This is a genomic window from Profundicola chukchiensis (assembly GCF_029664245.1).
Lineage (GTDB): Bacteria > Bacteroidota > Bacteroidia > Flavobacteriales > Weeksellaceae > Profundicola > Profundicola chukchiensis.
On sequence record NZ_JANAIE010000009.1, the window covers coordinates 38,701 to 59,290 of the forward strand.

The 20,590-nt window shown below is 34.8% G+C and carries 19 protein-coding genes and 1 pseudogene; 7 read left to right on the forward strand and 13 right to left on the reverse strand.

Going from position 1 to position 20,590, the window contains the following annotated elements:
- Nucleotides 1-67 precede the first annotated feature (67 nt).
- The 3 genes from NLM59_RS10875 (at nt 68) to NLM59_RS11895 (ending at nt 3,718) form a co-directional block, all read left to right on the forward strand.
- Nucleotides 68-2,605, forward strand: coding sequence for a YfhO family protein (locus NLM59_RS10875; RefSeq protein WP_304417807.1), 2,538 nt, complete (start codon nt 68-70; stop codon nt 2,603-2,605).
- Between the two features lie 4 nt (nt 2,606-2,609).
- On the forward strand, nt 2,610-3,176 hold the full coding sequence (locus NLM59_RS10880; protein ID WP_304417808.1) for a hypothetical protein: 567 nt from the start codon (nt 2,610-2,612) through the stop codon (nt 3,174-3,176).
- A gap of 386 nt (nt 3,177-3,562) precedes the next feature.
- Nucleotides 3,563-3,718, forward strand: a complete 156-nt coding sequence (locus tag NLM59_RS11895; protein WP_369426799.1) for a four-helix bundle copper-binding protein — start codon at nt 3,563-3,565, stop codon at nt 3,716-3,718.
- A 70-nt stretch (nt 3,719-3,788) separates the two neighbouring features.
- Here NLM59_RS11895 and NLM59_RS10890 read toward each other — a convergent pair whose 3' ends face one another.
- On the reverse strand, nt 3,789-5,327 hold the full coding sequence (locus NLM59_RS10890) for a glycine--tRNA ligase (RefSeq protein WP_304417809.1): 1,539 nt from the start codon (nt 5,325-5,327) through the stop codon (nt 3,789-3,791).
- Nucleotides 5,328-5,538: 211 nt separating this feature from the next.
- Between NLM59_RS10890 and NLM59_RS11955 the strand changes: the two genes are divergently transcribed.
- The gene (locus NLM59_RS11955) at nt 5,539-6,186 is read left to right on the forward strand and encodes a TetR/AcrR family transcriptional regulator (RefSeq protein ID WP_304417810.1); all 648 of its coding nucleotides are present in this window, start codon (nt 5,539-5,541) and stop codon (nt 6,184-6,186) included.
- Here NLM59_RS11955 and NLM59_RS10900 read toward each other — a convergent pair.
- Nucleotides 6,152-6,904 (reverse strand): acyl-CoA desaturase, encoded by a 753-nt coding sequence (locus NLM59_RS10900; RefSeq protein ID WP_304417811.1) that lies wholly within the window; start codon nt 6,902-6,904, stop codon nt 6,152-6,154. The genes NLM59_RS11955 and NLM59_RS10900 overlap by 35 nt on opposite strands.
- 95 nt (nt 6,905-6,999) lie before the next feature.
- Here NLM59_RS10900 and NLM59_RS10905 point away from each other — a divergent pair, with 95 nt between their 5' ends.
- On the forward strand, nt 7,000-7,455 hold the full coding sequence (locus tag NLM59_RS10905) for a DUF4442 domain-containing protein (RefSeq protein ID WP_304417812.1): 456 nt from the start codon (nt 7,000-7,002) through the stop codon (nt 7,453-7,455).
- Between the two features lie 11 nt (nt 7,456-7,466).
- On the opposite strand, the gene NLM59_RS10910 is transcribed toward NLM59_RS10905, so the two are convergent.
- Both NLM59_RS10910 and NLM59_RS10915 read right to left on the reverse strand, forming a co-directional pair.
- Entirely contained in the window at nt 7,467-7,880 is a 414-nt protein-coding gene (locus NLM59_RS10910; RefSeq protein WP_304417813.1) for a DUF2141 domain-containing protein, read from the reverse strand.
- Nucleotides 7,881-7,920: 40 nt separating this feature from the next.
- On the reverse strand, nt 7,921-8,808 hold the full coding sequence (locus NLM59_RS10915) for a cation diffusion facilitator family transporter (protein ID WP_304417814.1): 888 nt from the start codon (nt 8,806-8,808) through the stop codon (nt 7,921-7,923).
- Between the two features lie 142 nt (nt 8,809-8,950).
- On the opposite strand from NLM59_RS10915, the gene NLM59_RS10920 reads away from it, so the two are divergent.
- Both NLM59_RS10920 and NLM59_RS10925 read left to right on the forward strand, forming a co-directional pair.
- Nucleotides 8,951-10,207, forward strand: coding sequence for a putative DNA modification/repair radical SAM protein (locus NLM59_RS10920; RefSeq protein ID WP_304417815.1), 1,257 nt, complete (start codon nt 8,951-8,953; stop codon nt 10,205-10,207).
- A gap of 12 nt (nt 10,208-10,219) precedes the next feature.
- Entirely contained in the window at nt 10,220-10,978 is a 759-nt protein-coding gene (locus NLM59_RS10925; protein WP_304417816.1) for a TIGR03915 family putative DNA repair protein, read from the forward strand.
- A 9-nt stretch (nt 10,979-10,987) separates the two neighbouring features.
- On the opposite strand, the gene NLM59_RS10930 is transcribed toward NLM59_RS10925, so the two are convergent.
- From NLM59_RS10930 to NLM59_RS10965, 9 genes and pseudogenes are all read right to left on the reverse strand, one after another.
- Nucleotides 10,988-11,551: a GNAT family N-acetyltransferase gene (locus tag NLM59_RS10930; RefSeq protein ID WP_304417817.1), complete on the reverse strand. Its 564-nt coding sequence runs from the start codon at nt 11,549-11,551 to the stop codon at nt 10,988-10,990.
- A gap of 11 nt (nt 11,552-11,562) precedes the next feature.
- The gene (locus tag NLM59_RS10935) at nt 11,563-12,054 is read right to left on the reverse strand and encodes a CIA30 family protein (protein ID WP_304417818.1); all 492 of its coding nucleotides are present in this window, start codon (nt 12,052-12,054) and stop codon (nt 11,563-11,565) included.
- 79 nt (nt 12,055-12,133) lie between these two features.
- Complete coding sequence (gene acs / locus NLM59_RS11945; RefSeq protein ID WP_407986248.1) at nt 12,134-14,068, reverse strand: acetate--CoA ligase; 1,935 nt, start codon at nt 14,066-14,068, stop codon at nt 12,134-12,136.
- A 51-nt stretch (nt 14,069-14,119) separates the two neighbouring features.
- A pseudogene (locus tag NLM59_RS11950) lies at nt 14,120-15,979 on the reverse strand (acetate--CoA ligase); the annotation flags it as partial.
- 401 nt (nt 15,980-16,380) lie between these two features.
- The gene (locus NLM59_RS10945; RefSeq protein WP_304417820.1) at nt 16,381-17,202 is read right to left on the reverse strand and encodes a T9SS-dependent choice-of-anchor J family protein; all 822 of its coding nucleotides are present in this window, start codon (nt 17,200-17,202) and stop codon (nt 16,381-16,383) included.
- Between the two features lie 295 nt (nt 17,203-17,497).
- On the reverse strand, nt 17,498-19,120 hold the full coding sequence (locus NLM59_RS10950; protein WP_304417821.1) for a bifunctional metallophosphatase/5'-nucleotidase: 1,623 nt from the start codon (nt 19,118-19,120) through the stop codon (nt 17,498-17,500).
- Nucleotides 19,121-19,130: 10 nt separating this feature from the next.
- Nucleotides 19,131-19,574 carry a DsrE family protein gene (locus NLM59_RS10955; RefSeq protein ID WP_304417822.1) on the reverse strand — a complete coding sequence of 148 codons (444 nt, stop codon included), beginning with the start codon at nt 19,572-19,574 and terminating at the stop codon, nt 19,131-19,133.
- A 3-nt stretch (nt 19,575-19,577) separates the two neighbouring features.
- Nucleotides 19,578-19,997, reverse strand: coding sequence for a DoxX family protein (locus NLM59_RS10960; protein ID WP_304417823.1), 420 nt, complete (start codon nt 19,995-19,997; stop codon nt 19,578-19,580).
- Between the two features lie 70 nt (nt 19,998-20,067).
- On the reverse strand, nt 20,068-20,424 hold the full coding sequence (locus NLM59_RS10965; protein WP_304417824.1) for a hypothetical protein: 357 nt from the start codon (nt 20,422-20,424) through the stop codon (nt 20,068-20,070).
- Between the last annotated feature and the right edge of the window lie 166 nt (nt 20,425-20,590).

Consider the following 20,590-nt stretch of genomic DNA (forward strand, 5'->3'; position numbering starts at 1 on the left):
ACGATTTAAACCATTAACTTTGGCAGAGTTTTATTAATTTAGAACTTTGTCAAAGTTATTTTTTTATATGAAAAACTTCAATCAAAACTTAATATTCTCGGGGCTGGCTTTGCTGGTTTTCGTTGTAATATCATTGGTTTATAACTCGCCTGTAATAAGCGGAAATAAATCTATCTCTCAGCCAGATATCATCAACTACAAAGGAAGTGCGCAAGAAATGGTAGAGCACAAGCAAGCTACTGGTGAACAAACTTATTGGTCTGATGCTATGTTTGGAGGAATGCCAACCTATCAAACAGGTGCGCAGTATCCGAATCATTGGATTAAAAAGTTAGATGAAACGATTCGCTTTTTACCACGTCCTGCGGATTACATGTTTATCATGTTTGTAGGCTTTTTTATTCTTGGAATGGTCTTATTTCGTAATTGGAAATACGCTTTTTTAGGTGCTTGTCTCTTTGCGATGGGAACTTATTTCTTCCAACTCTACGAAGCTGGACATAACTCCAAGGTTCATGCAATAGCTTATTTTGCGCCACTTACAGCAGGTGTGTTACTTTTATATAGAAAGAGATATATTTTAGGTTTCTTAATGACAGCCTTTTTTATGGCGCTTGAGTTGGTGGCAAACCACCCGCAAATGACATATTATCTAGGTTTAGGCTTATTGGTTTATGTGATTATTGAGGGAGTTGAGAGCTTTAAAACGGGTGAAATTAAATCATTCGTAATATCTAGCGCATTGGCTTTATTTGCTGTAATCCTAGGGCTAGGAATGAATGCTACAGGAGCGATTACATCTTATGAGTATGGTGAAGCTTCTACGCGTGGTAAAAATGATATTTCTTTGATTGAAGGTAAAAACCCAAATGGTTTAGACAAAGATTATATCACGCATTGGAGCTATGGTAAATTAGAGACTTTAAACCTTTTTATTCCCAACTTTATGGGTGGAGGAAGTGCCGAACCAGATGTTTATAAAGAAAACTTAAAAGCCTCATTAAATAAAGCGCCAAGTCAAGAAGAGTATCAATATTTCTCTCAAGCGATAAATTATATTTCAACTTATTGGGGTGATCAGCCGTTTACAAGTGGACCAGCTTACCAAGGGGCCGTTGTGATTTTATTGTTTTTCTTGGGGATGTTTTTCGTTAAGGGTAAATATAAATGGTGGTTAGTTTCAGCAACCATTATGAGTATTCTCTTAGCTTGGGGTAAAAATATGATGTGGTTAACTGATCTTTTCATTGATTACTTTCCAATGTATAGCAAATTTAGAGCGGTGTCTTCTATCTTAGTTATTGCTGAATTCACTATGCCTTTATTGGCGGTATGGGGAGTTTACAAATTCTTTAATGACGAAGAATTAACCCAAGAATATAAAAAGAAGATTTTGCTTTATGTAGGAGGAGGCATAGTTGCTTTTATAGTTTTATTAACTGTTGCTGGCGGAGGGTTATTTGATTTCTCAACCGATTTCGAAAAGCAATTTCCAGCTTATATTCAAGAGGGAATTCGAGCAGATAGGATTTCCATGTTTAGAAGTGATGCCATTAGAACTTTAATTTTCGTAATGCTGTCCTTAGCTCTATTAGCAGGCTATGTCTATGAAAAGATTAAAATGAAAGAAATCGTTATTCTAGGCTTGGCATTATTAACTTTAGTTGACCTTTGGGGCGTAGATAGACGTTATCTAAACGATGATAATTACATTCCAAAGCAGTATGTAGATTATCCATTCCCGACTGAAATGACGCAACGTTTGTATAACGAGGCGCAAGCGAACCCATCTTTGATGCAAGTGGCGTATCGCGTAGATAAGAATAGAGTTTTAGCTGATTTAAAGAAACAAGATACTTCGAGATTTAGATTGTTTGATGCTGAAGGCAATACTTTCAATGATGCTTCAACTTCTTATTTTGTAAACTCTATTGGTGGTTATCACGGGGCCAAAATGCAAAATTTCCAAAATATTATAGATATATACTTATCAAGAGATTCAATTATTGAAAAGCGTCTTGGTGTTGAGCAAAAAGGCCAAAATATATTGGATATGTTGAATACCAAATACTTTTTGGTACCAGGTCAAAATGGTTCTGAAATTATTCAAAACCCAGGAGCTTTAGGAAATGCATGGTTTGTAGAAGAGGTAAAGGCAGTAGAGGATCCAAATCAAGCGATATTAGACATTGCTAAGATAGATTTGTCGAAACAAGCTGTCGCGGATTGGGCACAAGATAAAACCTATCAAGTAGATTCTACGAGTCAAATTCAATTAATAGATCATGCTCCAAATCGTTTGGTATATAAATCCAATAATAAGAATGATGGATTTGCTGTGTTTTCAGAAATCTACTACGACAAAGGTTGGCAAGCAAGTATAGATGGTAAGGAAGTTGATATTGTAAAGACGAATTACTTTGTTCGTGGTTTAGAAATTCCAAAAGGTCAACACGAAATTGAATTGAAATTTGATCCGCAATCTGTTAAAACAGGAAGTTTAATTACTTTATCTTCTCATATTATATTCATTTTATTACTAATAGGAGGAGTGTATTGGATGTGGAAGAATAAGGATGAAAACCAGTTCGGAGAAGAAAAATAATATCATGAAAAATTTAAGTTTATTAATCATTGGTCTTTTATTGATAACTGCTATTACCTCTTGTAATAATAGTGGAGAAATTACATCTACCCACGCAGAAGGCTTAGTAGAAGAGTATTTGGTTTTAAATCCACATTATGAAACGGCTTATTTTGAAACTAACAAAATAAGGCTAACATCTAAAAGAGATGCAGATTTAATTGAAACCATTCGCGATTTAGAAGATCAAGGTTTAATAGAAATTGTTGATGAGAATTCACGTAAGAAATGGTTTTCTAAGGACAGTGTATTTGTGATTACACCAAGTTTAACTAAAGAGGCGTTGCCTTATGTTGTTAAACAAGCTAAGAATAGAACCGAAGTTAAAACCGTCGAATATGAACTTGATGATTCAAGAGAAATACTATTCACAAGAAAAACAGATAAATCTGTAAGTTTCAATGCGATTTTATTGAAGAAGAAAACGCCATTTTATTCTTTTGGAAAAGATAAAAACCCAAATTCAGAATTTATTACTAAAGAATTTAAAGCGAAATATGTAGAGGATAAAGGTTGGGTACTGGTTCGATAAACCAACTTGATAATCTATAAACAATCCTAAAGGATTTAATCCTATTATAAAATCATTCAATTAAGCTTTTAAAGTAAAGCTATTGAATGATTTTTTTTACTTCAACCTTAAATATAAGTTTCTTTAAACTTAATAAAATCAATGTTTTAATTTGATTAATACCCTGCGCGGCACGAATTTCGAGGCATACACCTTGATAATCAAAAAAAAACTTTCAAATGATGACTAACAAAAATTTAATTGAAGCATTAAATAATTGCATCGCATATTGTAATTACTGTGCGGGAGCTTGTTTAAAAGAGGATAACGTGAAAATGATGGCCGATTGTATTCATTCGGATATAGTTTGTGCCGAGATCTGTACTACCACTGCAAAGCTGCTGGCTATGGATTCTGATATGGCTCGAAAGATGGTGGAAATATGTAAAGAGGCTTGCGAGAAATGTGCGCAAGAATGTGAGCAACACGATCATCAACATTGTAAGGATTGTGCAGAAGCTTGTAGAAAATGTGCAGATGCCTGTGCGGCGTATTTATCTTAAAACTATTAAAAACAAAAAGGCTGCTTAAAGTTAAATAAGCAGCCTTTTAATTTTGTATGATTTCTAGAAATTAGATTAATTTCTTAAGCAAAGCATTCATGCTTACTTCATTTTTCATAATATCATTTAACTCAGAAATCTTCACACGACGTTGTTCCATGCTATCTCTTTCGCGAATGGTTACAGTATCGTCTTTTAAAGTGTCATGATCAATTGTAATACAGAAAGGCGTACCAATAGCATCATGACGACGATAACGTTTTCCTATAGAATCCTTATCGTCATACTCCACGTTGTAATCCAATTTTAATTCATTAACAATTCTCTCCCCAACTTCTGGCATTCCATCTTTTTTCATTAATGGTAAAATAGCCGCTTTAACAGGAGCTAGAGCAGGAGGTAACTTCATTACTATTCTCTCGCTACCATCTTCTAATTTCTCTTCTTTTAACGAGTTTGAAACAATTGCTAAGAACAATCTATCCAATCCAATTGAAGTTTCAACTACATAAGGAACATAGCTTTCTTTTAATTCTGGATCGAAATATTGTAACTTCTTATTAGAAAACTCTTGGTGCTGTTTTAAATCAAAATCTGTTCTAGAGTGAATTCCTTCTAATTCTTTAAAACCAAACGGGAAATTAAATTCAATATCTGTTGCAGCGTTAGCATAGTGAGCTAGATTTTCATGGTCATGGAAACGATAGTTCTCTTCACCCAAACCAAGACTCAAGTGCCATTTCATGCGCATTTGTTTCCATTTTTCATAAGCCTCCATTTCTGTATTAGGCGCTACGAAAAATTGCATTTCCATTTGTTCGAATTCACGCATTCTAAAGATGAATTGTCTTGCGATAATCTCATTTCTAAATGCCTTACCAATTTGAGCAATCCCAAAAGGAATTTTCATCCTTCCACTTCTTTGAACATTAAGGAAGTTTACAAAAATACCCTGAGCTGTTTCTGGTCTTAAGTATAAATCTGTAGCACTGTCAGCAGAAGCTCCCAACTTGGTACCGAACATTAGGTTAAATTGTCTAACTTCTGTCCAGTTTCTTGAACCTGAAACAGGATCGGCGATCTCTAATTCTTCGATTAAAGCTTTTACGTCAGCTAAATCTCCTTTGGTTAGAGATTCTCCTAAACGCGTAAGAGCGGTATCAATTTCTTCTTGATATCTAACAACACGAGGATTTGTTTTCAAGTACATTGCTTCATCGAAATCATCTCCAAAACGCTTCTTAGCTTTCGTAACTTCCTTTTCAATCTTAGCTTCAATTTTAGCACAATAATCTTCTACTAAAACATCGGCTCTATAACGTTTCTTGCTGTCCTTGTTGTCAATTAAAGGATCATTGAAGGCATCAACGTGTCCAGAAGCTTTCCATGTAGTTGGATGCATAAAGATAGCTGCATCTACGCCGACGATGTTGTCGTGTAATTGCACCATGGATTTCCACCAATATTGTTTGATGTTATTTTTTAACTCAACCCCATTTTGACCGTAATCATAAGTTGCAGACAAACCATCATATATTTCACTTGATTGGAAAACAAAGCCATACTCCTTGGCGTGTGAAATCACTTTCTTTAATACATCTTCTGACATAATATTTTTCTTGTAATTTAAGGGCGCAAAGTTAACGAAAATCGAGGTGGATTCAAATTATTATATTAGCAAGCTTAAAAACTAAAAACTAAAAAACTTTTCTAATTTTAACGAGAATTGTTTTACCTTGTATGCGGTTAAGTTCTTATGAATCATTAGCATACTGCTAAAGGTGCTAATTATAAAGAATATAGCCTAAGAATTAAGCAAAATGGATAAGTCAGAAGAACTAATTAAACGGATCACTCCATTATTTCTAGAAGTAGGTTACTGGAACCTTAGGGTAGATGATATAGCAGCGAGATTAAATATTTCTAAAAAAACGCTTTATATCTATTTCGATAATAAAAAAGATATTATTTGGAGGGTTTTACAACACAATCTTAGTAATGTAGAGGAACTAGCTCAGACTGCTGAGGAAAATAGTCCTAATGCCATAGAATCAGTCATAAGCTTTATGAACGGTTTCTATGGATATATAGGAACCGAGCAGGATAAACAAAATCTAGAGGAACTAGAGAAATACTATCCTGAAATTCTTGTACGCTACAAAGGGGCCTTGTTAGAGTTGATTCAACGCCTTCTACAGAAAAATTATGAGCGTGGAGTTCAAGAAGGTTATTACAAACTTGAGCATGACCCGGAATATGTTGGCCGATTTTTTAGTATGGTATACAACGGCAACAGAACCATGGACATGCCCAAGGAAAATGTCTATAGCTTTGAGAAGCTAAGAATAATGTCTGCTAAAATTATAATGTATGGATTGGTTTCTCCAAAAGGTGCAGTGGTTTTAGATGAGCTTTATGCTTCTTATAAGCATCTTAACCCATATAGTCCTCCGGATCCTTATGTTTAAGTTGAATAATGTTCAACTTATCAAATAACCAGATAAATGGATAAACTGGATCAAACTCCCACCATTTATTTCCAAAGTTAGGTCTACCACCATACTTATGGTGATTGTTATGGAAACCTTCTCCAAGCATAAATATGTCTACTGGCATTAGGTTCATAGAAGTATCTTTAACATCAAAGTTTCTATAACCATATTTGTGTGCAAACCAGTTAATGATAACTCCGTGGAATGGTCCCATTACCGCATGAATAGGGATTAATAAGTATAACCACCAACGATCTGCAAAGTAGTAGTAAAGAACTACATAGAATACAACCCAAAGGAATCTCACTAAGTTGTGCTCTGCAAACCTGTCGAATTCTCTCCAAGCAGGAACATTTCTAGTAAATTTCTCTTCGATTTTAGCCTGACCTGTGTCAATAGCTTTATAAATACCTCTTGTTCTCCACATCATGGTAAACAAGTTCTTATCGTATTTTGGAGAGTGTGGATCTTTTTCTGTATCGGCATAAGCGTGATGCAATCTATGCATTACTCCATACGCGTATGGGCTCAGATAACTAGAGCCTTGTGCGAAAAATGAGAAAACATGAAAGAATTTTTCCCAGAATCGAGACATGGTAAACATTCCGTGTGCAGCATATCTGTGGTGGAAAAAGGTTTGCGTAAACAAAGACAAATACCAATGTGCCGCAAAAAAGATTAAAATATAAATCATTCGACTAAACTAATTTTGATATGCAAATATAATAATAAGCTTTCGTTATATGAGATTTAAACTATGATTTAAGTTATATTTGGGAAAAATTTACTATGAATGCACAGCAGTTTAGGAAAATACTTTTTTTTAAAATCCCAATCGCTTGGATTGCAGGCTTAAGATTAAAATCATTTTCAAATCAAAAATGTGAGATTAAAGTCAAATTATCTAAATTTTCTCAAAATCCGTTCAGAAGTATGTTTTGGGCAGTTCAGGGAATGGCCGCCGAGTTCACCACAGGATTTATGTGCATGGACCAAGTTCAAAAATCTGGGGAAAAGATTTCTATGCTTGTTCTAGAACAAAACGGAAAGTTTACCAAGAAAGCAGTCGGTCGAATCACTTTTGTGTGCGATGAGGGTGATAAAATTAAAGATGTAATTCAAAAAGCCATAGATACCAAGGAAGGTCAAACCCTAAAATTAACTTCTAGAGGATATGACGAAGCCGGAGATATGGTTTCTGAATTTTGGTTTTTATGGACTTTTAAGGTGAAAAGTAAGTCCTAATTTTATTTCTTTTAAAGACTAATTTTAACTTTTTTAGTTTCGTTAGCGTTTAACTTAAAAGCAGCATCCTTAAATTTAGGTGGAGCAAATACACCCTTGGCATTATTAGAAAAACCATAATCTTCTTTGGGAATGCCTAGCATATTAAAATCCATTTTTTCATTACTATTTTCGTCATGTAAAATGGCAATAGCGTAATTTCCTTCTGGTAAATTATCAAAGGTTACAACGACTTTACCTTTTTTAGCTCTTACTTTAGTTGCTTTTACTTCCTTTTTAGTGAAATTTTTTGCACTGTCATAAAGCGCCAAGGCGATATCACCTTTAGAATTTTTAATATTATTTACCTCAACATTTATGCTTGAGTTCTGTGCAGATAATATGCCTGTAGTTAGGATAGAAAGGCTTAGGATTAATTTCTTCATGTCTAGACTTATTCTACTTTCGTGCCAAAGAATGGATTAATTAAAAATCAATCTCACAGATATCTGGCTCTACATGAATTAAAACATCTAGAATCTCAGGGAATTTTTCTACCAAAGCATTTTTGGTCATATGCGCAATTTTATGTCCTTCCTGCACAGAAATTTTACCCGAAACTATTAAATGTAAATCAATATTGTATTGCATTCCGTGTTTACGAACGTAGCATTTCTCGGTGGAGATAACACCTTCAACTTCTTCTGCAGTTGCTTTAATAACTTCAATAAAGTCATCGTAAATATGTTCGTCCATAATTTCTCCCAAGGCTGGACGAAAGATTAAATAAGCATTAAAAACAATAATTCCACTGGCGAATAATGCAGCCCAATCATCTGCAGATTCCCAACCTTCACCCATAATTAAAGCAATCGAAACGCCTAAAAACGCCATCAATGAAGTTATTGCGTCTGATCTGTGGTGCCACGCATCCGCAGAAATAGCGGTACTTCTAGTTTCTTTTCCAGTTTTTGAAACTATGCGATACATAATTTCTTTGGCGATAATGATACCAGCTAAAATCCAAAGAGTAAATGCTTCTGGAGCTGTTCTCGGTGACTGAATATTCACAATAGCTTGATATGCAATTCCAATGGCAGCCAGAACTAAAAATAAAACTACCACAAAAGTGATTAATGGCTCAGCTTTTCCATGTCCATAAGGATGATCTTCATCTGCCGGACGATTGGCGTATCTGATGCCAATCCAAACTAGAAAAGATGATAGTACATCGGTTAAGGACTCAATACCATCGGCGATTAGAGCAAAAGAATTTCCCAAGACTCCTCCCGTAATCTTCAATCCAGCCATAAGGATATTCCCCAAAACACTTTGGATAATGGTTTTTTCGGCCTTTTGGAAAGCTTTTGACATAGCTACAAAATTAGTGAATTAATAAGTAGAATCTTGTTAACTCTAGCTTACTAAATGCTTAATGGAAATTATCCATAATTTATGATTTTAAATTTGGTAATTTTCCAAGTTGTAATGATATTTGTTCCCTAATGCTTTGAATATGAATTGGGAGAGATTGCAAGAAAAATTGGGGATTTTAGCGGATGCTGCGAAGTATGATGTTTCTTGTTCCTCTAGCGGAAGTAATCGTGAAAACACTAACAAAGGTTTGGGTGATAGTAGTGGCATGGGTATTTGTCACACCTATACAGAAGATGGTCGCTGTGTTTCTTTGTTGAAAATTTTATTGACTAATCATTGTATTTATGATTGTTTGTATTGCGTTTCAAGGAAGAGTAACGACATTAAACGTGCGGCGTTTACGGTAGATGAGGTGGTTGAATTAACTATTAATTTTTATCGAAGAAATTATATCGAAGGCCTCTTTCTCTCTTCTGGGATTTTTAAAAATTCTGACTTCACCATGGAAAGATTGGTGAGAGTTGCTAAAAAGTTAAGAACGGAGCATAAATTCAATGGTTATATTCACTTGAAAACTATTCCAGGAGCAAGTGATGAATTAATGCAAGAGGCTGGACTTTGGGCGGATAGATTAAGTGTAAATATTGAACTTCCAACCAAAAGTGGTTTAGCTTTGTTGGCACCCGACAAAAAACATGAGGATTTCATTAAGCCGATGAAAACCATTAGCAACGCAATTATAGAAAATAAGTCTGAGAAGAAAATCATTAAGTCTACTCCACAATTTACGCCAGCTGGGCAGAGTAGTCAAATGATTATTGGAGCTACCAATGAAACCGATTTAGATATCGTGAAAACTTCAACTTTTTTATATAAAAATTTCAATCTCAAGAGAGTTTATTATTCTGGTTATGTACCGGTTTTAAAGGATAATAAATTGCCAGATTTGGGTACGCCGGTGCCTATGGTTAGGGAGAATCGATTGTATCAAACCGATTGGCTTTTTAGATTTTATCAGTTTGATCCTTCAGAGATCGTAAATGAAACCTATCCTCATTTAGATTTAGAAATCGACCCAAAATTGTCTTGGGCTTTACGCAATCGTCATCTTTTTCCAATAGATGTCAACACCGCGGATTATCATATGATTCTAAGAATTCCTGGAATAGGTGTTAAGTCAGCTAAGAAAATTGTTTCAGCGCGAAGATTTGGAAAACTAGGGCAAGAGCAATTAAAGAAATTAGGAATTGCCATGAATCGTGCGCAGTATTTTATTACATCTAAAAATTATTTCAATGCTAATGACTGGGATAGCCTAACGCTCAGGAATCTCATCATTCAATCAGGGAAAAGTAAATATTCTAATAAGTTTAGCACGCAACTTTCATTGTTTTAAGAAGGGAAACAGATGGTTTATTTGATTTATGATGGAAGCTTTGAGGGATTAATTTCTGCAGTTTTTGATGTATATGATCAAAAGCTTTCGCAGGTTAAATTATGTAAGAAAAATCAAGAAATCCCAGATTTATTTGCTCGTAGTGTTGAAGTAGATTTTTCCGATCAGAAGTTTAAAAGGGTAGGTGAAAAGTTGAAAGAATATCTTGGTAAGTCGGGATTTAATTCTTTCTGGAAAGCCACTTTAAGTGAATTGCCAAATGTTGACGATTTGATTTTAAGTTTGATTAAATATACTTTTCAAGAGAAAAAGAATGTTTTGAAAAACTATGGTCATCCAGATGTTTTAAAGTTGCAACAAATTCTTAAAAGTTTAAACCGAGAAAGGCATCGTATGAATGCATTTGTGCGGTTTGAGCTGGGGAAGGATCAAGTTTTTTATGCGACCATAGAACCCGATTTTGATGTTCTTCCGCTCATAAGTAATCATTTTAAAAATCGCTATGCCGATCAGAAATGGCTCATTTTTGACTTAAAACGCAACTACGGAATTTATTATGATTTAAATACGGTTTCAACTTTGGAAATTGCAAAAGATAATGCTCATAATCAACCGGCGGTGTTAGAGGTGGAGTGGGATTCAGCAGAAATGGAATATCAAAAATTGTGGAAAAACTATTTTAAATCCACAAATTTTAATTCACGAAAAAACACCAAACTACATCTGCAGCATGTTCCAAAACGCTATTGGCGCTATCTCACAGAGAAGTGATTTTAATAATTATAAAACTGATTTAGTCATATCTAACCCCAAGCTGATATAGTGATTATTGTTAAACTCAAATTCGTCAATGATTTCCCACCCAAGTTTTCTAGTGTGTGCCTCTTTAGAAATCACATTTACTTTATTGATGAAAGTAACTGAAATCGGATACTTCTTCACTAATTCCAACCTCATCTCTTCAAATATTTGATTGATAACACCTCGACCACGGTATTTTTCGTCAATGCAAATCGGGCCATATTGAAAACTGTTTTCTGTGGTAATTTCTTGGCCTCTAAAATTGATTAGTGGAAATCTTGAAACCATGTAATTAAAGATTTCCCATTGTTCGAAATACTTCCAGCTCCCAGCAAAAGCATAGGCAATAATTTTATTATCTTTATTTTTAGCAACAAAAACGCCGTTCAAATCAATTAATTCTTGTAGTTGTTCAACGGTGAAAGGAGTTGTAACAAACCCTTTCTTTAGTTCTTCTTCGCTGAGGTTTCTGAATAAATTCTTTTCCTGAAGAGCTAAAATTCCAGGGATATCAGCCTGTGTGCCTTTGCTAGTTTTAATCATAGAATTTAATTTTAAATTAAATAAATACTGTCGATTTCGAGTCGAAACTCTTCATTCTTATTATTCCCAATTAGAAACCCAATTTCCTCGATATAATTTCCTTTAAAATTAGGTTTATCAAGTTTATTTCCGCGATAAGTTGGATATAAATTATTTAACTCAATTTCAATTTCTTGCCACTCTCCATTAGTTTCAAAATATTGAATATAGGAATGATCATCTGTTTGCTTTTCTTTTAATCGAAATTGAAACCTTTGATTATCTCCTTTTACTTTGAGTTTAACTTTTAATAAACCTTCAACTCTAATCGGATTAAAACGATAACGAACTGAAGAAAATCCACCATTATTCTCCGTTGAAACTTTACCTTGGAAAATACCTTTACGCTCTGAATTGATGCTAAAATGACTATTGGATTTTCCGCCCATTACTACATCATCTGTGACTTCCCAAGAATCTAGTTCTTTGGTCTTCCTGAAATTGAATATTTCTAATGGACTCATGCTTTTAATTTGTTTAAAGTTAATAAAAAATGGCGTCCAAAATAGACGCCATTACAAATAGTAATTATGAGCAAACTATTTATAAAACATTTTTGTTGATTTCCTCTACCACATCTGGGTTTAATAAAGTAGAAGTATCACCCATATTCTCGGTATCTCGACTCGCGATTTTACGAAGAATTCTACGCATGATTTTTCCACTTCTAGTTTTTGGCAAACTATTCACAAACTGAATCTTGTCTAATTTCGCGATAGGACCAATTTTAGCTGTAATCAACTGATTGATCTCTTTGCGTAAATTATCTTGGTCACGTTTGCTTCCTTCATCTTTTAAAGTCACATAACCATACAATGCACTTCCTTTAATCTCATGTGGGAAGCTAACAATCGCCGATTCAGCAATGGCTTGATGTTCGTTGATCGCATCTTCAATAGGAGCGGTTCCGAGGTTATGCCCAGAAACAATTACTACATCATCTACACGTCCTGTGATTCGATAATAACCAACTTCATCTCTCAATGCACCATCACCCGTAAAATACAAGCCTGGGAAAGTAGAGAAATAGGTCTCTTTATAACGTTCATGATTGTTATATACAGTTCTTGCCATTCCTGGCCATGGATATGCGATACAAAGTTTTCCGTCTACTTGATTTCCTTTAATCTCAACACCATTGGCTTCCATTAAAACCGGTTGAATTCCCGGTATTGGTAAAGTAGCATAAGTTGGTTTGGTTGGCGTTACATATGGAATAGGGGAAATCATGATTCCACCTGTTTCTGTCTGCCACCAAGTATCCACAATTGGGCATTTTTTCTTCCCAATATGGTCATTATACCAGTGCCAAGCTTCCTCGTTAATAGGTTCCCCCACAGATCCAAGGATTTTTAAACTTGATAAGTCATGCTCATCTACAAAACTTAAATCTTGTTTTGCTAATGCACGAATAGCGGTTGGTGCTGTGTAAAATTGATTCACTTTATGCTTGTCTATAACATCCCAAAATCTTCCATAATCAGGATAAGAAGGAACTCCTTCAAACATAACTGTGGTCGCTCCATTGGCAAGTGGACCGTAAACGATATAGCTATGTCCTGTAATCCAGCCAATATCGGCGGTACACCAATAGACATCATCGTTTTTATATTGGAATACATTTTTAAAGGTAAATGCCGTAAATACCATGTATCCAGCCGTGGTGTGAACCATTCCTTTCGGTGTTCCAGTGGAGCCAGAAGTGTATAGAATAAATAAAGGATCCTCTGCATCCATTTCTTCAGCCTCGCATTCAGAAGAAGCATTCATTAATTCTTCGTGAAGCCATTTGTCGCGGCCTTCTACCCATTCTACTTTGTCGTGAATTCGCTTGGCTACCAGACAAGTTTCTAAATTAGGCGTATCTAATAAAGCTTCATCAACGATTTTCTTTAAATCTATCGTTTTAGACCCACGATAAGAACCATCCGCTGTCACGATTAATTTACAATCTGCATCGTTGATTCTAGATGAAAGCGCTTTTGAAGAAAATCCTGCAAAAACCACAGAATGAATAGCACCAATTCTTGCGCAAGCCAACATTGTATAGGTTAAAGCTGGAATCATAGGTAAATAAATACAAACTTTATCACCCTTTTTGATGCCATTATTTTTAAGCACATTTGCCATGCGATTCACATGCTGCGCTAATTCATTATAGGAAATATGTTGAGCTTTTTCCTTTGGATCATTAGGTTCAAAAATAATAGCAGTTTTCTCTCCTCGTGTTCTAAGGTGTCGGTCGATACAGTTTTCGGTAATGTTTAGTTTAGCATTTTTAAACCACTCAACTTTACTCTCTTTTTTATCCCATTCTAAAACCTTGTCCCAAGTTTTTCTCCAATGAAAATTATTGGTGGCAATGGTGCTCCAAAAGTCTTCTGGATCTTGTTTAGAAATTCTATAAACATCAATATATTTCTCTAAGGAATCAATGTTGTAATAGCTATCAGCTAAGACTTTTAATGAACTAGTAATATCTTTTTCTGTCTTTGAAAAAGCTCCAATTTTCTCGCTCCTGAACTGCTCAATCAATTCGTCTAAAACAAAAGGATCTTCTATCGTTGATGGAACCGTGTAATCTTTCCCATCGATCATAGCGCGCATGGTCTTGCGTAGAATCTTGCCTGATCTAGTTTTTGGTAAGCGCTTTACCACCGAAATGGTTTTCAAAACTGCAACAGGTCCAACTTGCTGACGAACCATTTGCACAAGTTCAGTTTGTAATTTAAAATGTTCGTAGTCTTCTTGTCCGATTTTAAGAACAATTAAAGCATGCGGAACTTGTCCCCTTAAATTATCTTCAACACCAATCACAGCGCATTCAGCAACTGCAGGGTGATTCGCCACAACTTCTTCCATGGTTGAGGTGGAAAGTCGATGTCCTGCCACGTTGATGACATCATCCACACGCCCTGTAATAAATACATAACCATCTTCGTCTATGTATCCGCCATCGCCAGAGAAGTAATATCCAGGGAAGCGTTGTAAATATCCAGCTTTGTATCTTTCGTTATTGCGCCAAAGCGTCGGCATAAATCCTGGTGGCATCGGAAGTTTGATAGCAACATAGCCTTCTTCATTGGTTTCGGCAGCATAACCTTCTTCAGTTAAAATTTGAATTTGATAACCTGGGACAGGTTTTCCAGAGGAGCCAATTTTAATTTCAAATGGATCAACTCCCATTAAATTGGCTACCATCGGCCAACCGGATTCTGTTTGCCACCAATGGTCGATTACAGGAATTTGTAATTTTTCTTTTGTCCAAGTCAGTGTGGCTTCGTCGCATCGCTCACCTGCAAGGAATAAGTATTTTAATGATGAAATGTCATGATTTTTAATTAAATCTCCATTCGCATCTTCTCTTTTAATTGCACGAATCGCTGTAGGCGCAGTAAACATTCCGTTGACTTTGTGTTCCTCAATCACGCGCCAGAATGCAGAAGCATCTGGAGTTTTAACTGGTTTTCCTTCGAATAGAATAGTAGTACAACGATTAATCATGGGACCATAACAAATGAAGGAGTGTCCAACTACCCAGCCCACATCAGATGCGGCCCAGAATGTATCGCCTTCGTTCATTCCATAAATGTATTTCATCGAAAACTTAAGCGCTGTGGCATATCCACCTGTATCACGTAAAACTCCTTTTGGTTTTCCTGTAGTTCCAGAGGTGTATAAAAAATAAGAAGGATGATAAGATGGAACCGGAACGCAATCAGCGGGTGTAACATCTTTAATTAATTCTTCATAATCGATATCGTAATCTTTTTCAGGTTTATCTGCTCCAAGTTCACGATTATACACAATTACTTTTTCAGGCTTATGAGCAGATTGTTCAATCGCCTCATCCACCATAGGTTTGTATGGAATAATTCTGTCGACTTCAATTCCAGAAGTAGCTGTGATTAAAACTTTAGGTTCTGCATCTTCAATTCTAACTGCTAATTCATGGGGCGCAAACCCACCAAATACAACCGAGTGAATTGCGCCAATTCTTGTACATGCCAACATGCTAAAAACGGCATGAGGAATCATAGGCATATAAATCACAACGGTATCTCCTTTCTCAACACCGAGTTTCTTAAGTCCACCTGCAATTTTCTCCACATTTTCCTTCATTTCGTTGTAGGTGTATGGAATATTGTGATGGCGAACGGCAGAATCATAAATCATAGCAACCTCATCACCATGACCATCTTCTATGTGGCGATCTATAGCTAAATAACAAAGGTTGGTCTCACCATCCGGAAACCAATGGTAAATACCTTCTTCGTCTTGTTCAACTGCGGTTTTAGGTTCTTTAAACCATTTTAATTCACTGGCTTTGTCTAACCAGAATTCTTCAGGGTTTTCAATGCTGTCGTTGTAAAAGTCTTGATATTTCATAAAGTACGTCTATTAAATTATTCAATTTAGAAACATATTTTACGCACCAAGTACCTCGAGGTAGGTCAAATGTGATAATCGCAAAATTCCCGCATTAAATTTTTGTAATGCTAATTTAGTTAGCTTTAAAATTAGAACTGTTTAATGTGGGTTTGTTTCTAATATAAATATAGCACTTTGTGTAAAAAGAGCCAACGGAATGCTTATTAAAAATCTATAAATCATCATTTTTAATACGACAGAATCTAGACAAAATAAAAATCGCTTGCCTAATAAAAGACAAGCGATTTTATGTTGGATTAATCTTTTAATTCTCAAGGATTAATTGAGTTTAAACTTAAAGTATTTTTGAATTTTGATTACTTTCAAGTTTAAAACAAAATCAGTTTGAGTGACTGAATTTATTTTTTAATAAACTGCTCTGTTACAGTCTTAAAATCCATATGAACTTTAGCAAAATAAGCTCCAGCAGGTAATTGCGAGACCTTAATTTGAGTTGAATTTGAAGTTAAAAGTAGTTTACCCGCAGTATTATAAATTTCAACTTTATTTACGCTATCATTACTTTTAATGTTCAAAATATCTTTAACTGGATTAGGGTAAATTTTAACTGATAATGGCGCATTAATATCTTTAACCCCCAAGTTAGAATTATGAGAAATATTAAAATCATCTAATAATAACACAAATTGTTCATCTGAGTTGTAGTGTCTCATAGCAATTTTAATAGTGCTTCCTTGAAAGCTTGATAAATCTAAATCAATTTCCTGAGCAGTTGAAATGCCTTCAAAATTCATTTCAAAAAATGGAAGCATATCTACATTAAAGCTCTCTGAACTTTCAAAAACATAAAGTGCGAAATTATGATTGTTCATAAAATCAACATTGGTACCTAGTAAGAAATTTAAAGAAATATTACCTGAATCTGGTAAATCAATTTCGGGAGTTATAATAACATTATCAGGATATAAAGGCTGTTCATTTCCTGGTTCTAAACTATAGCCAAAAGATCCTAGCATTAGAGACATATCAGGGCCCCAACCTTGTTCTTCAGCTTGATCACTACTGAAAACTAACTCCCAATTGAATCCGTCTCCATCTAAATCACCTACGGTCCATCCTGGTAAGGCATCTCCTTCAAAGTCTTCGCTAAATATAATTTCTTCTTGGGCTAAGGCATAGAGTGAAACTAAAGCAAATAAAACTGTAAAAATATTCTTCATAATTTAAATATTATATGTTTAAAATTTTTCGAAATATATGATTTTTGAATCACTCAGAAATGTTAAATGTGAAAAATACTATCACCTTTCAGGCTAAGGAATTTTAAAACAGAAACATACAACGTAAAATGATTTCTTTTATCAAGTAATCAGTTTGTATCATAAGACCAACGGACTGCTTATTAAAAATCTATAAATAATCATTTTTGAAGAGATAGAACTCGGAGAAAATAAAAATCGCTTGCCTTAAAAAAAGACAAGCGATTAGGTGATAAATTAATTTATTAAAATTTAATTATCTAAACTCATAATCAGTTCCTGGAACTTGGGAATATGCATTTGGTCCTAGGTCTACAGCTTGAGCGCGACCATCTAAAACAGGGCTAACTTCACCTTTTTCTGCTAGATATTGCTCTACTGCATCATGTAAGGTGTAGTCCATAATTTCTACATTCTTTGCATCTTTCATGCGACAAAGTGTTGAAATAGGTTCGCCCGTACGATTACAAGAAGCCATTCTATAAGTCTTATTTAAATCTAAAGGTTCACCTTGAATTTTAATTTCAATGACACGATCACCATAATCTTTAGAGCTGTCAAATTTTAAGGTTAAACCAGAAAAACGAACCAACCAGCCACCAAAACGATCTGCTGGGTTTTTGGCGAATACATTATTGATTTCTTTCTCCAACCAATCTTTGACTTGCTGACCAGTTACTTCACCAATTTTCATGTGTTCGTCTACGGGTAGCATTCTCCACAAATCTTCTTTGGTAATTTCTTTTCTACCTGTGTTAGGATCTGGAACAATAGGAACTCCAAAACGGAATCCATTAGAGGTCGCGAAATCTGCTCCTGACTTCCATAATAAAGCATCGGTAATCATATTATCCATTGGATTTTCAACCACTAAATATCTATGGATAGGGTTGGTAGTATAGCCTAAAACTCTTTGTAGTTCTTTAGAATAAGGCGCTTTTGCTTCATCTACTAATTGCTGAACCTCAGGATGTGCTGGAAACTTCTTAGGATTTACTTCGATTAATTCATAATCATACCCCGTCATTTTTCCGTTTTTAACTTTCAAATCTAGTCTTCCTACAAAAGAACCGAACGCTCCTGGTTCTACTACTTTGGCGTATTTACCTTGTATAGGTTTTCTGATTCTTTCGTGCGTATCATTTCCTAAAATGAAATCTACTCCTTCAATCGCTGGATTATCAGCTAAAAGTAATTGCTTGGAGATTCCAATATGGGAAACCAAAAATAAAACTTCAACTTCTTGTTCCTCTTTTAATTCCTTGATTAAATCCTTTAAATTACTCTCAATTTTAGAGAATTTTAAGCCTTCGCTAAATCCAGGATTTTGACGAACCGGAACTTCAGGGTCATTGTAAGAAATAAAGCCCATTTTTAATCCCTTTTTCTCGGTTATCCAATAAGGAGGGAAAATTCTCTCATCATTTTCTTCGTGGAACATGTTAGCTACGATTACATTGGTATTATAACCTTCCATTACGTCCATCATATGTTTTTTACCATAGATTACTTCCCAGTTTCCAGGGATTAATAAATCATAATTCATGGCACGAATCAATGAAGGAAATATTTGTCCTTGAGACAACATGCTTTCGCCGCTTCCTTGAATTAAATCACCACCATCTAAGAAAATGGTTCCATCTGGATTATTTTCTCTAACTTTTTCTACCAAAGTTTTGATGTGCGCCAATCCACCAGCTTCGCGGTACTCAATCTCTCCATTCTTAAGGAAAAGCTCTGTATGAGGATTGAGATAAGCGTGAATATCCGCGGTCTGTAGAATACTTACAATTTCTTCTTTTTGATTCATTTTGGGGTCATTTTTCTTAAAAGCAGTCAAGGTGATTATGCTTAAAAGTACTAAGAATATTTTGTTCATTTAGATTTATTTAAAGAGTGATAGTTTTATAACCATTTTCTTGAAGACCAAAGATATAAGTGAAGCCGTTTGGAGTTGTGTTTATGTAAGGGTGATATTGCGACTTTTTGACACCTAAATGGTTCATTGCAAATTCACAAACTACGATGCGTATATCAAGTTTTTGGCTTTTAAGAATGCTAGGTTCTAAAGATTTATCTTCAGCCAAATCTTTTACGACAGGTCCTATTAAAATTATTTGAAAATCTAAATTGGGATGTTGAGATTTTAACTCTTCTCCTGTCATAACAGCCGCTTGTAGATGTCTTGCATTGCTGACTAGTAAGGCATATTTGCCATCGGCTTTAATAGAGTTTTCTACTTCGTTTAAACTTAAGTTTTGTGCTGAAAGATTCGTTGTGTTTAAAAATGATCCTATCATTAAAAATAGGATGACTAAAATGTGATTTTTCATTATTTAAAATTTTATTGTTTTGTTATAAAGATTATATGCCTTTGGATTGTTAAGAATAAAAAACAATAAGCCTCCAAAGAGAGCTATGTTTTTCCAAAACGGGCCATGAATTAGACCATTTCCCATTTGAATTGTAATGCTGATTGGAATGAGAACTATAAATAAAATTAGCGCAGACCAACGCGTTAAAATGCCTAATAAGAACATAATTCCAGCTATGAGTAAAACATAACCTGTTAGAATTCCAAGTATGAAAGGGTCGCCAAAAAAGTAGGCAAACTCACTATAAGCTGCATTATCTATGCGTCCTGCAATTTTGTCTGGATGTGTAAGATGTGTGATTCCCGCAGAGATGAAAATTCCGCTTAGGGCAATTCGGAGTAAAAGAACAGAAAGTCCTGATACTTTGATGTCATTATTCATTGAATGTTTTATTTAATTTTGATTATTAACCAGGCTAAACGTCGAGTTGACAGAATAGAGTGTTTTTAAATCAAATTAAATAAAGCTGGAGTCGAATATATGTGGGGATTTTCTCCTTATGCTGTGTGAATTCATCCCCATGAGCTTTGTCTAAAGATAGAGGAGTCTCAGGAATGAAAGCTGTTTTGTCTTCAGTAAAGGCTGGAATGAACTTTTGAATTTCAACCTGCTTCTGAAGCTCTATGGAAGTTAAGTTGGCCGTGCAATTTGTGCTACTAATTGTTTTAGCATTGGTCTGCTGGCTATTCTGAAAAATTTCTTGCGCAAATTGATGTTTTAAATCACGCTTTAGGGTACATGGAACAAAGAAAAGTATCGTTAATACAACGATAAAGTAATTTCTATATGTAGACCTAAATTGAAACATTTTTAAATTCAGAAAAGTCAAACATATTAGTTTCTTAAATGATAATTAGTAACATGAGTTACATTGTTGCTAATGATAGAATATAAAATATAAATTGTTCTATTCATGATGTTCTCTCCAAGATTGGTTGTTTGTGTATGCGTTTAGATTAGGGTTAAATGTGGAT

What these genes read in the sequence shown, in the direction of transcription:
- NLM59_RS10930 (WP_304417817.1), bottom strand. Translation starts at nt 11,551, where the DNA reads ATGATTAAAACTAGCAAAGGCACACAGGCTGATATCCCTGGAATTTTA.
- NLM59_RS10890 (WP_304417809.1), bottom strand. Translation starts at nt 5,327, where the DNA reads ATGTCAGAAGATGTATTAAAGAAAGTGATTTCACACGCCAAGGAGTAT.
- NLM59_RS10950 (WP_304417821.1), bottom strand. Translation starts at nt 19,120, where the DNA reads ATGAACAAAATATTCTTAGTACTTTTAAGCATAATCACCTTGACTGCT.
- NLM59_RS10900 (WP_304417811.1), bottom strand. Translation starts at nt 6,904, where the DNA reads ATGATTTATATTTTAATCTTTTTTGCGGCACATTGGTATTTGTCTTTG.
- NLM59_RS11895 (WP_369426799.1), top strand. Translation starts at nt 3,563, where the DNA reads ATGGATTCTGATATGGCTCGAAAGATGGTGGAAATATGTAAAGAGGCT.
- NLM59_RS10920 (WP_304417815.1), top strand. Translation starts at nt 8,951, where the DNA reads ATGAATTGGGAGAGATTGCAAGAAAAATTGGGGATTTTAGCGGATGCT.
- NLM59_RS10910 (WP_304417813.1), bottom strand. Translation starts at nt 7,880, where the DNA reads ATGAAGAAATTAATCCTAAGCCTTTCTATCCTAACTACAGGCATATTA.
- NLM59_RS10880 (WP_304417808.1), top strand. Translation starts at nt 2,610, where the DNA reads ATGAAAAATTTAAGTTTATTAATCATTGGTCTTTTATTGATAACTGCT.
- NLM59_RS10925 (WP_304417816.1), top strand. Translation starts at nt 10,220, where the DNA reads ATGGTTTATTTGATTTATGATGGAAGCTTTGAGGGATTAATTTCTGCA.
- NLM59_RS10935 (WP_304417818.1), bottom strand. Translation starts at nt 12,054, where the DNA reads ATGAGTCCATTAGAAATATTCAATTTCAGGAAGACCAAAGAACTAGAT.
- NLM59_RS11955 (WP_304417810.1), top strand. Translation starts at nt 5,539, where the DNA reads ATGGATAAGTCAGAAGAACTAATTAAACGGATCACTCCATTATTTCTA.
- NLM59_RS10915 (WP_304417814.1), bottom strand. Translation starts at nt 8,808, where the DNA reads ATGTCAAAAGCTTTCCAAAAGGCCGAAAAAACCATTATCCAAAGTGTT.
- NLM59_RS10905 (WP_304417812.1), top strand. Translation starts at nt 7,000, where the DNA reads ATGAATGCACAGCAGTTTAGGAAAATACTTTTTTTTAAAATCCCAATC.
- NLM59_RS10945 (WP_304417820.1), bottom strand. Translation starts at nt 17,202, where the DNA reads ATGAAGAATATTTTTACAGTTTTATTTGCTTTAGTTTCACTCTATGCC.
- NLM59_RS10955 (WP_304417822.1), bottom strand. Translation starts at nt 19,574, where the DNA reads ATGAAAAATCACATTTTAGTCATCCTATTTTTAATGATAGGATCATTT.
- NLM59_RS10965 (WP_304417824.1), bottom strand. Translation starts at nt 20,424, where the DNA reads ATGTTTCAATTTAGGTCTACATATAGAAATTACTTTATCGTTGTATTA.
- NLM59_RS10875 (WP_304417807.1), top strand. Translation starts at nt 68, where the DNA reads ATGAAAAACTTCAATCAAAACTTAATATTCTCGGGGCTGGCTTTGCTG.
- NLM59_RS10960 (WP_304417823.1), bottom strand. Translation starts at nt 19,997, where the DNA reads ATGAATAATGACATCAAAGTATCAGGACTTTCTGTTCTTTTACTCCGA.